This is a genomic window from Bartonella sp. F02 (assembly GCF_026929975.1).
Classification (GTDB): Bacteria; Pseudomonadota; Alphaproteobacteria; order Rhizobiales; family Rhizobiaceae; genus Bartonella.
In genome coordinates this window covers 100,948-114,421 of sequence record NZ_JANHOK010000005.1, presented here as the reverse complement: position 1 = coordinate 114,421, position 13,474 = coordinate 100,948, and the positions used below count along the sequence as shown (strand labels likewise).

The following is a 13,474-nucleotide window of genomic DNA, read 5'->3' as shown; positions in this document are numbered from 1 at the left end:
AATACCCCCTTATTGTATGAATATGGGTTTTTTCAGCGCTCAGAGCAAGAGGTCTAAAAAAAGAAGAACTGTCTCTTAGAAGAGAACACTACTGCCTAGCATTCTTCTTCTTTTCACCCCCCAACAGACTTTTCCCCTACAAAGGAAATGACTGTTGAGAGGTTTATTTTTTGACTCTTTTTAAGCTTATTTTCTCTATGGCCTTTTGTTTTTTATGGCCTTTGTTATTCTTCTTCATCCGTTGTCTGTGGCGGCGGCGGTAAGATATAAGCCCCTGAAAGCCAACGGTTCAAATCAACGGCTCGACATCGTGACGAACAGAAGGGATAAGCCTTATCCTGTGACATTTTCCCGCACTCTGGACAAGGACGCGGGAGGCGTTTTTTCTTTTGCGGGATCATTGATTGACTGCATTCTTTTATTTTTTCGTGTTGTTTTTTGGTTTTTTCTGATGGCTCGAATGGTTTCATCATTTTTTGCCTATTTATCTCTTTCTTCTGTCCAATTGGGGAGCACGGCATACCCATAAGCGACCAAAAGATCCATTGTTTCAGCCAAGGGTAAGCCGACAACATTGGAATAGGAACCGGAAAGGTTGACAACGAATGCTCCTGCTTTTCCTTGAATAGCGTATCCGCCTGCTTTTCCTTGCCATTCACCAGAATCCAAATAAGCTTTGATCATTTCGGTTGTTAAATATTTAAAACGGATACGACTTTCGACTAATTTTACTGTTTTTTTTCCTCGTTCATTGAGTACACATACAGCTCCATAAACCTTGTGTTCTCTTCCTGAGAGAAATTGCAAACATTCTTGCGCCTCTTCTTCTCCTTCAGGTTTTGGCACGATGACTTTCCCCACAGCAACGACTGTATCGGCTGCTAAAATCAGTTTTTTTTCGGCAACAGCATTTTGGGGATTATTCTGCACACGCCATAAAAGACTTTCTTGTGCTTTGAGAGCTTTTTCTTTTGCTAAGCGCTTTGCTAAATTTGCGGGATGCTCTTTTAACTTTGGCGTTTCATCAATATTCGCCGCATAAACCTGATCTGGATCAACACCGATTTGCGCCAAAAGCGCTAGACGACGCGGCGAAGCAGAAGCAAGCATCAAATCGACTTTCATGACACATCCCTTTTGTTCATCTCTTCAAGACTCTTGCACACCGAACAAACTTAACACATTTTCAGAATATCTTGATACTCATGGCCTATATCATGGCCTATATCTTGATATTCATGGCCTATATCTTGCGATCCTCATGGTCTGTCTTTTTTCCTTAACATTCCATTTTTCTGCATCACGTGATAGTTTGAGCAATATTTTTAAAGGTCTTCTTATTGCGCCCGACATCTTTTATTTTTCCTCAAAAACTATCCTGAAATTCTTTTGTTTTACGCAATTGATGCCAGCTTTTTTGTTTTATGTAAGCTTATTTTTTATCTCAGCAAGAGAAAAAACATTGCCTCTTAGTCATAAGAGTCACTTATTTTTTTCATAAGAGGAAGAGAGACTTTTTCAGGAGCAGAGAAGCGTTTTCAGGATCAACGCCCCTTTAACACACTCGCTTTATCGCTGTTATGATTTATTTATAGCGGTAGGTAATGCGCCCTTTTGTCAAATCATAAGGTGTCATTTCGACCATAATTCTATCACCAGCCAATACACGAATACGATTTTTGCGCATTCTTCCAGCTGTATGAGCAATAATTTCATGATCATTTTCCAATTTCACGCGAAACATCGCATTTGGTAACAGTTCAGTAACAACACCGGAAAATTCCAAAACTTCTTCTTTCGACATAGAGCAATGATTTCCTTTACGGTTTACACATTTTTAAATTATGGTTTATACATTAATTATAGTTTAAATGATAGTTTATGCATTCATTGTTTAGTTATTTTCATAATCTATTCATTCATTTTTAATCTATTCATTCATTTTATTGTCTATTGATTGACTTTATAGAGAGTTAACGCTTTATTTTTTTTGCGTTACCATGAAATTTATTGTGCAGCGTTCATATCTTATTTTCTTAAGTTTGTGAACAAAAATTCAACATACATTACGTATATTTTCTTTTTATCATACATTTTTAAACGATTTCACCCCTTATTTGTTCATTTTTATTTTTAAAAATCACCTTTTGAAACATTCGATCCTTTTTAAAAATGTGCTCTCTTATTCAAGAGAATCGATATCTTTTCTCATCTTGGAAGGAATTTTCTTTTTATGACATTGAATAAAAAGTATTTTTCTTCTCGATTGACTTTGTAAAAAAAGTGTAAAACTTTTAAATAAAAACTGAATCGCATTTTGACAAGAAAAAGGACGTATAATGCTTCAACACTCATGTGACGTGGCGATTTTGATGGGAAGCCAATCGGATTGGCAAACAATGCGCCACAGCGCAGATATTTTAACCTGCCTTGGTATTTCTCATGTTTCTCGTATTATCTCGGCTCACCGAACGCCTGATCGCCTTTATAGTTTTGCAAAATCTGCAAAAGATGCAGGTTTTAAAATTTTGATTGCCGGCGCTGGCGGAGCCGCTCACCTTCCGGGCATGTTGGCTGCGATAACCTCCTTGCCTGTTTTTGGCGTTCCTGTCCAATCTCAGGCTTTATCGGGTCAAGATTCTTTGCTATCGATTGTGCAAATGCCTGCTGGTGTCCCGGTTGGCACTTTAGCCATTGGTAAAGCTGGCGCTATTAATGCAGCGCTTTTAGCAGCGGCGGTTATGGCTGTTTATGATCCTAATCTTGCTCAGCGTTTAGAAGATTGGCGCCACCAACAAACAGCCAATGTTGCTGACTATCCCACGACTGAGGTTTGAGATGATCTATCGATCTGAGGGTTTATCACCGGGAAGTACGATTGGTTTAATTGGTGGTGGTCAATTAGCTCGAATGCTCTCCATTGCAGCTGCCGAACTTGGTTTTAAAACTGTTATTCTTTGTCCTGATTCGGATTGTCCTGCTGCTCAAACGGCTAACAAGCATATTATTGCTTCTTATGACAATTTTTCAGCCTTAAATCGCCTGATAGAGATGTGCGATGTTATCACCTATGAATTTGAAAACATTCCTCTCCAAACGGTTCAATATATCGAAAACGAAGCTCTTCTCTTTCCTTCATCCCACGCTTTAGAAATTGCACAAGATCGGTTATTTGAAAAACAATTTCTCAATGAACACGGTATCCGGACAGCCTCATGGCATGCTGTGAATGATCGTTCGTCTCTCATTGCTGGGCTTTCAGCCTTAGGCGGCCGTGGTCTTTTAAAAACGCGCCGTTTTGGTTATGATGGTAAAAATCAGATTGCTCTTCATAATCCGAGTGAAGAAATTATTGACAAAGCTTTAATTGCTCTTCAACATCAACCCTCTATTTTGGAAGAGATTGTTCCTTTTTCATTAGAGATTTCTGTTATTTCCTCTTCCAATCTCCAAAAAGAGAAAGCCGTCTATGACTGCTGTGAGAATAAGCATAAAAACGGCATTCTTCACAAAACATTTCTGCCATCACATGCTCCCTATGCTGTCCAAAAGGCTGCCCAAGAGATCAGTTTTGTGGTGATGGATGCTTTGCACTATATTGGTGTTCTTTGTATTGAATTTTTTGTTTTAGCTGATGGGCGTCTTTTGGTGAATGAATTAGCGCCTCGTGTGCATAATTCTGGTCATTGGACACAAAAAGCGTGTATGACCTCGCAATTTGAGCAGCATATCCGTGCTATTTGTGGGTTACCTTTAGGCAGCACACAGCGTCATAGCGATTGCGAAATGACCAATCTTCTTGGCAATAATCTGAATGATTTCTGGGATTTTTTAAAGAAGGAATCGGCATCGGTGCATTTATACGGTAAAAATTCCGTCCGCCCTGCGCGAAAAATGGGGCACGTCATCCAATTAACGGGTCCTGCCACAATGATTCAAGAGAGAACGAAATAGCTTTTCTTTACGTGTACGATATTCAGAGAGATAGGCTTCTTTATTGATTTTTTACTCAGAGGAAAGAAACCTTTCCTCTTGAGTTTTTTTCAAGCTTTTTTTCACCATTTTTCTCTTTCATCATTCTGTTCTTTTCCCATTTTTCTCTTTCACGATCCTGCACGGACATTTTTTTCACCATCCTTTTTTATCGATAGACAAGTGGATCGATAGACAAGCGGAACGCACATCACTCAAACAACGCACATCACTCAAACAAAGCCTCTTACACCGTTCATTTTTTTGTCTTTTTCGCGCCAACAGAGTCCACTTTTCTTTTTGTTTTCAAATTGTATCAATTCTTCTCTTTTCTTCTTTATTTTTGGCTTTAAGATTCTTTGTTTTCAGCTTATTTTTGTCGATTTAATCCTTGCATTTATCGAGTATTGAACTCAAAGGAGTTCGCTTGACAGAGATGAGACTTCCTGTTAGAAGAGCTTCACATTTTTTTTGTAATTTTTGCTTATTCTGTGCAACTTGCAGTGATGTGCGCTTTGCATTTTTTTGTTGTACTGTTGCTTGTTGAATACTTTTTTTTAAAGAAAAGTCTTTTTTTGTAACCAGAATAAGAAATAACAATAATAAAGTGTGTGATATTGCATTGTATTTGCGTGTAATTTTGTATTTTATTTTTGTAAGATTACACTCAATTTTTTGTGTTTATAGATGGTGAATAGAATGAAAATTAAAAATTCGCTCAAAGCTCTTAAGGAACGTCACCGCAATAACCGTATGGTTCGTCGCAAAGGTCGTATTTATATCCTTAACAAAACCAATCCGCGTTTTAGAGCGCGCCAAGGCTAACCTTTTTATGCCTGTTTCTGTTTTACAGGCATGGTGCCTTTTACTGCTTTTATCGTTTTTTTTCTGTATTTTACGAGCATCAGGGCGTAATTTTTTTATTTTTTTTCTTAGTTTTTTTTGTTTTTTTTCTCCGAGTTATGGAGAAAGCTATGAAGATAATTTCCCTTCTCTTCCGTTTGAAGATTCTCTTCCTCAATCTCTTTTGTCTCCGGATGACCTTATCCCCACCCCCTTACCGTCTTCTTCTCCTGAAACGGGTTCCACATCACTTGCAATTGAAGAGTCAGACACGGCTATTTTTTCTGATCCTCGTTCATTTGCACAGCGTAAAGAAGCAGAAATCAATCGTTTACTCATAGACTTGAAACATTGTGCTAACGCACATCATGCTAAAATGATTAGTCAGCAAATTCAGCGTTTATGGTTACAATCAGGCAGTGAAACGATTGATCTTTTAATGGAATGGGTCAGTGATAGCATCAATGCTGGGAATTATGGTCTTACTCTTGATTATCTTGACACCATCATTGCTCTTTCTCCCACTTACGCAGAAGCTTGGGTGAGGCGTGCTTGGGTTCATATTCAATTGAGCGATTTCAAACTTGCAATGTTTGATTTATCTCAAGCTCTTCAACTTGAACCTCGAAATTACATAGCCTATTTTGAGCTTGGCATTATCATGGAATCCACCCAACGCTTTTCCTTAGCCATCAAAGCTTATGAAACGGCTCTTCATTATTATCCGCAAATGCGCTCTCTTCAAAAACGGATTGGTTTTCTTTTAGATCAATATTTGGATCAAGAAGTTTAAGTTTTCTTTCCTTTATGTTTAAAGTCTCTCTTCTTTCATCATTTTTTGTCTAGGCGAACATAGAAAACTGTTTTATACTGAAAGAGGTGTACTGCGCTTCTCGACAGGAAATAACGTATTCCTGAGACCTTATTGATTTCAAAGGGAGCTGTCCCTGAAAAAGCTCGTGGGCTTTTTCATATGGCGCCCACCTACAGAGTAGGTTCTCGGAATCAATCTTTCCATCGGTTGTTGTGGTTCACCACTTTGTTTTATGGATAAAGCACAATTTATAGATACAACGAATTTCTTTATCGAACCAAAACACTATTAAAGAATTTTTTGGTTTGATTTGTGAAATATTTGGTTCAGCGATGTCAAAAACTACCAAGAATTCACACTGCACTTCATCGATCCGCTCACATTTGCGTCAGGTTGGTTTATCGCAACGCAATCGCCTCTCGCCTTCTGAGCGTCATGTTTTTTCACAGCGCGCCTGTACTCACGCGACCGATTATTTCACACAACAGATCGCAGATTTTTCTCAAATTATTCTTGCGGCTTATTGGCCCATTCGCTCAGAAATTGACCCGCGTCCCCTTTTCCATTTTGTCTCATCGCAGGGTGGTTTTTTGGCATTACCGGCTATTCTTGACCGCACAACGATGGTTTTTCGTACATTTTCCGAAGAGGCATCTTTAGAATCCATGCAGTTTGGCACATTTGGTCCCGACGCGTCTCACGCGGTTGTTGCCCCAACGATTATTATTGTTCCTCTTTCTGCATTTGACGCCCAATGTCATCGCCTTGGCTATGGTGGTGGCTATTATGACCGTGCCATTGCACAACTTAAGCAAAACGGACATTCTGTGCAATTATTTGGTCTTGGTTTTTCCTGTCAGGAAGTTGAATCCATTCCTGCAGCCGAGCATGATCTTGTTTTACAAGGCATTTTCACAGAAAAGGGTTTTCTCCAATGTTAAAGTGTGATTAAAACGCTTATGCGATTCTTATTTTTAGGTGACATTGTTGGTGCTACGGGCTGTTCAGCAGTTTTTGATCATCTTCCGATTTTAAGGGAAAAATGGCGACTTGATTTTATTGTCGTTAATGGTGAAAATGCCTCGAATGGTTTTGGCATAAAGGAAGAAACGTATCAAGATCTTTTAGCATCTGGTGTTGATGTTGTCACCACAGGCAATCATGCCTTTCAATGTGAAGAGACACTGAAATACGCTTCCTATAGTGATCGTTTTTTACGTCCTGCAAATTTTATTCCTGGCACTCCTGGAAAGGGCTCTGATTTATTTACGGCAAAAAATGGCGCACGTATTCTTGTTGCCAATGTTCTTGGCAATATTTTTATGCCCTGCGATGCTGATGATGCATTTGAAACTGCAGAAAAAATTGTCTCAGCCTGTATTTTGAATGAACAGGCTGATGCCATTATTTTTGATTTTCATGCAGAAGCCACCAGCGAGAAGCAATGTTTTGGCCATTTTCTTGATGGTCGTGTGAGTGTTATTGTTGGCACTCATACCCATATTCCTACGGCTGATGCACAAATATTAGAAGGCGGTAGTGCCTATATGTCAGATGCTGGCATGTGTGGTGATTATAATTCCTCTCTTGGCATGGATAAAGAAGAGCCCTTATATCGTTTTCTTTATAAAAAAAAGCAGGATCATTTTGAACCTGCGCGAGGTCCAGCCACTCTTTGTGGTTTAGCGGTAGAACTTTCAGATCGTACAGGTTTAGCAGAAAAGGTATCTGCTGTGCGTATTGGCCCTCATTTAAAGCCCGAAGTCCCAGATTTTTGGTAGATTTTTTGTGCTTTTTTTCACACTTTTGTTCATGAAACAAATGATCTTATTCTCTTTCAAGAGTTTTGTTTTTTGATCTTCTTCGTATTCTTATTTTTAAACAGAGATGCGTTGAATTTTTGCGCCACACTGTGCCAATTTTTCTTCCAATCGTTCGAAACCACGATCGAGATGATAAACACGATTGACCATTGTTTTTCCTTGCGCTGCGAGAGCTGCAATGACAAGAGACACCGAAGCTCTCAGATCTGTTGCCATCACTTCTGCACCCTGTAATTGATCGGTTCCATGAACGGTTGCCGTTTGTCCATTCAGGGTAATGGATGCGCCCAATCGTACTAATTCTTGGACATGCATGAATCGATTTTCAAAAATTGTTTCTGTAATATAAGCCTCTCCTTGAGCACATATCATCAATGCCATAAATTGCGCTTGGAGATCGGTTGGGAATTCAGGATAAGGTCCTGTTCTGATATTCACAGGGCTTATTTTTGTTTGCGTTTTGTCTCGTTGCACTTGAATGCCGTCATTTTTTTCTTGAATTGTGAGTCCTGTATTTTCCAGCACCTGTAGAACTTTTTTGAGATGATGAGGGTTTGCATTTTTGAGCAACACATCTCCCCCTGTCATTGCCACCGCCATTGCATATGTTCCCGCTTCGATACGATCAGCAATAACGCGTACTCTTGCTCCGTTAAGTTTTTCGACCCCTTCAATAATCAGCGTTGATGTTTCTTCTCCGGTGATTTTTGCTCCCATTGCTTTGAGAGCTTGGATCAGGTTTGTAACTTCTGGTTCACAGGCTGCATTTTCAAGAATTGTTTTTCCGTCTGCCAAAACCGCTGCCATCAGCATGACATGCGTCCCCCCGACAGTTACTTTAGGGAAACGATAGGTTCCCCCTTTGAGTCCTTTTGGTGCTTTTGCATGCACATATCCTTTTTCGATTTCGACATGCGCTCCTAGACTTTTTAATCCTTCTAGGATGAAATTCACGGGTCGTGTTCCAATAGCACAGCCTCCGGGGAGAGACACATAAGCTTCACCACAGCGCGCCAACAGGGGTCCAAGCACCCAAAAACTTGCGCGCATTTTTGAAACGAGTTCATAAGGAGCAAAGACTGTTGCGATTTTTTGTGCTGTAAAATGAATTGTTCTTGCATCCGCGAATTGTTTATTTTCCCTTCGCCCCTCGACAGCATAATCGACCCCATGATTATTGAGAATTCGAATAAGGAGCTCAACATCGGCAAGATGGGGTACATTTTCTAAAGTCAGCGTTTCTTCAGTCAACAAAGCAGCAATCATAAGAGGCAATGCGGCATTTTTTGCTCCTGAAATTGGAATAACGCCATGCAAAGATTGTCCGCCGATAATTTGAATAGAATCCATAATATTTTCACTTATCTCTCTTTCCCCACCCCTTGAATTTTTTGTTCAAGATAAAAAAGGCTCTAGTCCCGTGGGAAATTTATTTTTAAACCATTTTTTTGAAACGAATCATCGAGAAGTTTAGTTGCAAAAATATTGCGAAAAGATTGATGCTCACAAGGTCTCTTATATTTCGTGTTGTGCTCTTTGACGACTTTGTTCTTTGCGCCGTTTAAGATTTTCGCGCAATTGCTTGGCCAATCTGTCTTGGCGCTGTCTCATTTTTTCATCTTTATGATTAATGATTTCTTTTTGTTCATCCATTTGTGTCATGGCACAACCTTTTGAGCATTTTTGTGCTCTTTAAACAAACGCATAATATTTTTCAAGAGGAATTCCACAAAAAGCACTTTTTCTTTAATCAAATAGCATTTTCTCACACAGAGAAACAAATGCTCTCTTGCCTATTTTAGCACAATATGGCACAAGGCGCCCAGAAGGACAGTGCTGCGGTAGCTCAGTGGTAGAGCACTCCCTTGGTAAGGGAGAGGTCGAGAGTTCAATCCTCTCTCGCAGCACCATTAAAGAATCATTTTTTTGGCCATTTTTCTTTTTTCTCTTAAAAATCTTTTCACGACCACTCTCTAAGATTTTTCATCCACATTCCATAATTTTTTATTTTTCTCCTCTTCGGGCTTACCGTTAATCTTTGTACTCCTGCGCGACCTTTTCTATAGGTTTGCCGTTTTGGACTCCTCTGCCTCTCTTCCAAGCTTTTCTCTTCTGTACAAACGTCTCTTTCGCCTTGCCTTTTTCTGCTCTCCTGTTTGATGATTTTTGTATCGGCATTTTTAATTTTATGCACCATCCTGTCCAAAGCCTCATTAAACCGGCTTATTTCATTTTCAAGTTTACGAATATAAGCTTCATCGCGATAAGCTCGCTTAATCAAAAGCGGCATATCTGGCCAATAGATCATCAAATCGATCCATTCGCGTTGTGCAATCCATAATCCTCCCTGACACTGTGCTTTATGTTCCGCCGGAAAAGTATTTTGATCAAAATAAGGGATTAACAGTTCAGGTTTTTTTGTTTTAATTTCCAAGATCCCGTCTGTTCCAATAAAAGCATCTGGAGAAAAACCTTTTTTTCGATCATCGGATAAAACAAATCCAATTGTTTGGGGCTCTGTCTGGGTAAGTGATCCATAAAGTTGGCGTGCTTTTGGTTCTAATTCTGTTCCCCGTCGCATGGGAATGGTTGTTCCTTCATCCACATACGTCCCAGTGATTTTTTCTCCAGCCAGTTTCATCATGACGGCATGATATTTTTGTGTTTTCTGACCATTTTTCTTTTGAGCCATGATCATTTCAAACAAAGATGCTGTTATTAAACCATTGCGCGCTTGTCGCCATTCATGTGTTCCTTGAATACAATCCATAATCACAGGCATGGTCTGTTATTTCCCCCTTTTTTTGACCAGTTTTTCTTTTGGAAAAGCATTTTTTTCTACAAGTCTTGCGATTCATGTTTTTTACACACAAAACCTGCTCTCTTGATTGAAGAAGAGATATTTTTTATTTTTGAGGATAAAACTCATCCTGAATCATTTTTTCTTCAACGAGAAAAAACGCATCTTTTTGATAAAAATGAACCAAATTTTTCACGAATCATTTTTCTTTTTCCCTTTAAAAGGGGGAGGTATGCATTCGATTTTGCGATTCAAGTTTAATTGTGTTATGCTTATTTTGTCATACTATAATGAGATTTTATAAGACACCATTTGAGATACGTTAGCCTTTGATTTCACCCCCAATAATCTGCCAAAACATCCCATGAGCGCAAACGATGTTGCTGTTCATAAGAACCGTATCGCCTATCTTCATAGTCCCGTGCATTTTTTTTATCGAGATAAATATGATACGCATCACTCTCGAGAATGAACGGTTGAAATTCATTATTATATGCGTGAATTTCATGATTTTGCATATACACATCGGCCAACTGTTCACTCACATCATCGGCGTGAAGTGTTTTCAAATCGAGTCTTAAAAGTCTTTGCACAGTGTCATGCTCTTCCACAATTTCCAGCACCTCTTCTGCTTGTTCGATTGGGCCATTATAAGCCCCACTTTCCTCTTGTTCACAAATGATGACCAACACTTCATCCTCTTTAACGAATGCAATCTTGTTCATGATTTTTTTCCCTTTGAATCGTTGATAACACAGATCTTGATCTTGACAGGATCAAATATAAGATTAGTCTTATATCCTCTATTGAGGAGATGTCAATTATTTTTATCTTTAATAAAAGATAAATTTTTACTTTTTATGACATTCAAACAGCAGCAATGAGCAAAAGAGTCTTGGGTATTTTATTCGCTTATTGTTTCGTATTGCTCTCTATATGTTCTTATACTCCAAGCAACCGCAAGTAGACGGGAGGACTAAAATGAATGATTTTAAATTAATACACTATTGGAGCAATCTTGATGTGCAAACACAAAAAGAAATTATTCTTTTCCTTCGGCATGTGATCGACGCAAAAGAGTCAAAATTGCCTGCCGTTCCTCAGGAGAAAGATTTGAAATTAGAGCAATAAACTCTTTATCTTCAGAACTTGCATCATATCCATAAAGAATATAACTCATATTAATATCAATGACATGACAGACATCCGAAAGCGACTCAATTGTTGGATCTTTTCCTTCACTGAGAATGGAATGAAGATATCCCGCTCCTTTACCAGCAGCAAGAGAAATGGATCGTTTTGACCGTCCACTTTTTTCGACTGCTTTGTTTAATCTTTGACGCCAACCATCAATCTTCATAGTCTCACCATATAACTTGTCTTTTTAAAAATACATCTTCTTTTATAAAATTGACTTGAAAATATCCTTTAAAGAGGATATACACTCAATACAATAAAACTTAATTTTTAAGGGGAGATACAGCCTCATTTTTAGGTTACAAAACACTTCACCAATTCCAAAGATGCAGAAAGGTGCTCATAATCTTACGCATCTCCCACATTGTATTATTTACTCTTTTTTATAGATGCAACCTAAAATTGCAATCGACAGATATTAGAGTATTTATAAAGAACGAGCAAATTTGATAAAAACGCGCAAACAGAAAACGTATCGAACACAATAACAAAGAAAAAAACGAAACAAATCTGAAATACTTTACACTTTATCCAACGATCAATTGCGGTCTCATGCTTCAAAACGCACGACGCTAGTGTTTCAGATTCTTTTTTAAACAAAAATCGATCAAAACACAAGAAAGCTGATTGTCTCATGAAACACGATCATACATCAGAAACTCCTTCTTATGAAGCATCAACACTTCCTTATGTTTGTTGGTACCAAAATGATTTTCTTGGGGGTGTCCGCGGCATGCGTGCACATGAAATTGGTATTTACACGATTTTACTCAATGAAATTTATGCCCGTGGCCGTCCTCTTGACTTATCAGAAGAGCGTTTAGCGCGTCTTTGCGGTTGTGACAAGCGGACTTTTGTGACCGTTTTAGAAATGCTCATTTCAGAAGGAAAGATTTTGAATTTAGCGAATGGACTTTGGAATGAACGCTGTGGCCATGTGTTTGAAGAGCGTGCACAATTGCTTAAGAAAAAATCCTATGCGGGGCACGCCTCTGCCAAAAAACGTAAGAAAATCAATACGACTTTTGAACAGCTCTCTAACAATTACCCAAGAGATGAGACACATAACTCAGAAGCTCAAAAGGGAGGAGAAAAAGAAACACCTTACGGTGTTTCCAAAAAACGATCTTTTTTTTCGTTGTCTCAAGAGAGATCTGAACTGCTTTCTTCTCCCTTGACGCCCACAAACGACACCTCCCAAGGCTCGTCTCTGGGCTCGTCTCAAGACCCTTCTCAAGGCTTGTCTCAAGATTCGTCTCAAAACTCCTCTCAAGCCCTCTCTCAAGGCTCGTCTCTGGGCTCGTCTCTGGGCTCTTCTCAAGCCCTCTCTCAAGGCTCGCCTCAAGATTCGTCTCAAAACTCGTCTCAAGCCCCCTCTCAAGCCCTCTCTCAAGGTCTCTCCCAAGGCTCGTCTCTGGGCTCGTCTCAAGGTCTCTCCCAAGGCTCTTCTCAAAACCCCTCTCAAGGATTGTCTCAAGGTATCTCCCAAGGCCCTGATCTCTGCTCTGCGTCTCTTTTGGCACCATCGAGAGATTGCAACTCCGAGCCAATTTCCTCTTGCGCCACTCTTTCCTCTTCAGCGCAAGCAACGCCTCAAGCTCTTGTTGTTCAAGATCACACGGGCGTTTCTGCGGAATTTTCTTCCATATCTTCCTCCTCAACAGTGGATCTTTCTTCTCCAACAGCGATGGGTTCACCAAAACGCCCACGCTCAGAAAAATCGCCGAAAGGGCAAAGACTGCCTCTTGATTGGCGTGCGGATATTGGTGCAGCAATTTCAGAAGGTTTGAGTGAAGAGCAAGCGCGTTGGCAAGAAAAGAAATTTCGTGACTATTGGCATGCGAAAAGTGGCAAAGATGCTTTGAAAGTTGACTGGCAAGCCACATGGCGCAACTGGTTCCGGCGTGAAATTGAGCGTTTACAAGACAATCGTGAAAAATTGTCTGTTCTTTCTTCTTCTGCCCAAAACCGGTCCCGCAACACAAATGAAGACATGCTTTACCAAAGTCTGATCAATTATTGAGT

The 13,474-nt window shown here is 39.5% G+C and carries 15 protein-coding genes, 1 tRNA gene and 1 other RNA gene; 9 read left to right on the top strand and 8 right to left on the bottom strand.

Annotation, left to right across the window (positions count from 1 at the left end; translation table 11 throughout):
* Window positions 1-224: 224 nt before the first annotated feature.
* The 3 genes from yacG to infA all read right to left on the bottom strand — a co-directional run bounded on the left by yacG (window position 225) and on the right by infA (window position 1,804).
* Entirely contained in the window at window positions 225-401 is a 177-nt protein-coding gene (gene yacG / locus NPY00_RS05365; protein WP_269021077.1) for a DNA gyrase inhibitor YacG, read from the bottom strand.
* A gap of 79 nt (window positions 402-480) precedes the next feature.
* Window positions 481-1,125, bottom strand: a complete 645-nt coding sequence (locus NPY00_RS05360; protein WP_269021043.1) for a Maf family nucleotide pyrophosphatase — start codon at window positions 1,123-1,125, stop codon at window positions 481-483.
* A 460-nt stretch (window positions 1,126-1,585) separates the two neighbouring features.
* Entirely contained in the window at window positions 1,586-1,804 is a 219-nt protein-coding gene (gene infA, locus NPY00_RS05355; protein WP_269021042.1) for a translation initiation factor IF-1, read from the bottom strand.
* A gap of 535 nt (window positions 1,805-2,339) precedes the next feature.
* Between infA and purE the strand changes: the two genes are divergently transcribed.
* From purE to NPY00_RS05320, 7 genes are all read left to right on the top strand, one after another.
* Entirely contained in the window at window positions 2,340-2,837 is a 498-nt protein-coding gene (gene purE, locus NPY00_RS05350) for a 5-(carboxyamino)imidazole ribonucleotide mutase (RefSeq protein WP_269021041.1), read from the top strand.
* Between the two features lies 1 nt (window position 2,838).
* A complete protein-coding gene (locus NPY00_RS05345) occupies window positions 2,839-3,954 on the top strand; it encodes a 5-(carboxyamino)imidazole ribonucleotide synthase (protein WP_269021040.1) in 1,116 nt (371 codons plus the stop codon).
* Window positions 3,955-4,671: 717 nt separating this feature from the next.
* Window positions 4,672-4,797 carry a type B 50S ribosomal protein L36 gene (ykgO, locus tag NPY00_RS05340; RefSeq protein WP_269021039.1) on the top strand — a complete coding sequence of 42 codons (126 nt, stop codon included), beginning with the start codon at window positions 4,672-4,674 and terminating at the stop codon, window positions 4,795-4,797.
* 7 nt (window positions 4,798-4,804) lie between these two features.
* Window positions 4,805-5,608 carry a tetratricopeptide repeat protein gene (locus NPY00_RS05335; RefSeq protein ID WP_269021038.1) on the top strand — a complete coding sequence of 268 codons (804 nt, stop codon included), beginning with the start codon at window positions 4,805-4,807 and terminating at the stop codon, window positions 5,606-5,608.
* A gap of 85 nt (window positions 5,609-5,693) precedes the next feature.
* Window positions 5,694-5,852: non-coding RNA, 6S RNA (gene ssrS, locus NPY00_RS05330), on the top strand.
* A gap of 109 nt (window positions 5,853-5,961) precedes the next feature.
* Window positions 5,962-6,570 carry a 5-formyltetrahydrofolate cyclo-ligase gene (locus tag NPY00_RS05325; RefSeq protein ID WP_269021037.1) on the top strand — a complete coding sequence of 203 codons (609 nt, stop codon included), beginning with the start codon at window positions 5,962-5,964 and terminating at the stop codon, window positions 6,568-6,570.
* Window positions 6,571-6,588: 18 nt separating this feature from the next.
* Complete coding sequence (locus NPY00_RS05320; RefSeq protein ID WP_269021076.1) at window positions 6,589-7,410, top strand: TIGR00282 family metallophosphoesterase; 822 nt, start codon at window positions 6,589-6,591, stop codon at window positions 7,408-7,410.
* A 96-nt stretch (window positions 7,411-7,506) separates the two neighbouring features.
* On the opposite strand, the gene murA is transcribed toward NPY00_RS05320, so the two are convergent.
* Window positions 7,507-8,802: a UDP-N-acetylglucosamine 1-carboxyvinyltransferase gene (gene murA, locus NPY00_RS05315; RefSeq protein ID WP_269021035.1), complete on the bottom strand. Its 1,296-nt coding sequence runs from the start codon at window positions 8,800-8,802 to the stop codon at window positions 7,507-7,509.
* A 165-nt stretch (window positions 8,803-8,967) separates the two neighbouring features.
* Complete coding sequence (locus NPY00_RS05310) at window positions 8,968-9,114, bottom strand: hypothetical protein (protein WP_269021034.1); 147 nt, start codon at window positions 9,112-9,114, stop codon at window positions 8,968-8,970.
* 173 nt (window positions 9,115-9,287) lie between these two features.
* Between NPY00_RS05310 and NPY00_RS05305 the strand changes: the two genes are divergently transcribed.
* Window positions 9,288-9,362, top strand: a tRNA-Thr gene (locus NPY00_RS05305).
* Window positions 9,363-9,412: 50 nt separating this feature from the next.
* On the opposite strand, the gene NPY00_RS05300 is transcribed toward NPY00_RS05305, so the two are convergent.
* The 3 genes from NPY00_RS05300 to NPY00_RS05290 form a co-directional block, all read right to left on the bottom strand.
* Window positions 9,413-10,234 carry a lambda exonuclease family protein gene (locus tag NPY00_RS05300; RefSeq protein ID WP_269021033.1) on the bottom strand — a complete coding sequence of 274 codons (822 nt, stop codon included), beginning with the start codon at window positions 10,232-10,234 and terminating at the stop codon, window positions 9,413-9,415.
* 353 nt (window positions 10,235-10,587) lie between these two features.
* On the bottom strand, window positions 10,588-10,977 hold the full coding sequence (locus NPY00_RS05295; RefSeq protein ID WP_269021032.1) for a hypothetical protein: 390 nt from the start codon (window positions 10,975-10,977) through the stop codon (window positions 10,588-10,590).
* A gap of 317 nt (window positions 10,978-11,294) precedes the next feature.
* Window positions 11,295-11,612: an XRE family transcriptional regulator gene (locus tag NPY00_RS05290; RefSeq protein ID WP_269021031.1), complete on the bottom strand. Its 318-nt coding sequence runs from the start codon at window positions 11,610-11,612 to the stop codon at window positions 11,295-11,297.
* A 471-nt stretch (window positions 11,613-12,083) separates the two neighbouring features.
* On the opposite strand from NPY00_RS05290, the gene NPY00_RS05285 reads away from it, so the two are divergent.
* Window positions 12,084-13,472 carry a YdaU family protein gene (locus tag NPY00_RS05285; protein ID WP_269021030.1) on the top strand — a complete coding sequence of 463 codons (1,389 nt, stop codon included), beginning with the start codon at window positions 12,084-12,086 and terminating at the stop codon, window positions 13,470-13,472.
* Window positions 13,473-13,474 lie beyond the last annotated feature (2 nt).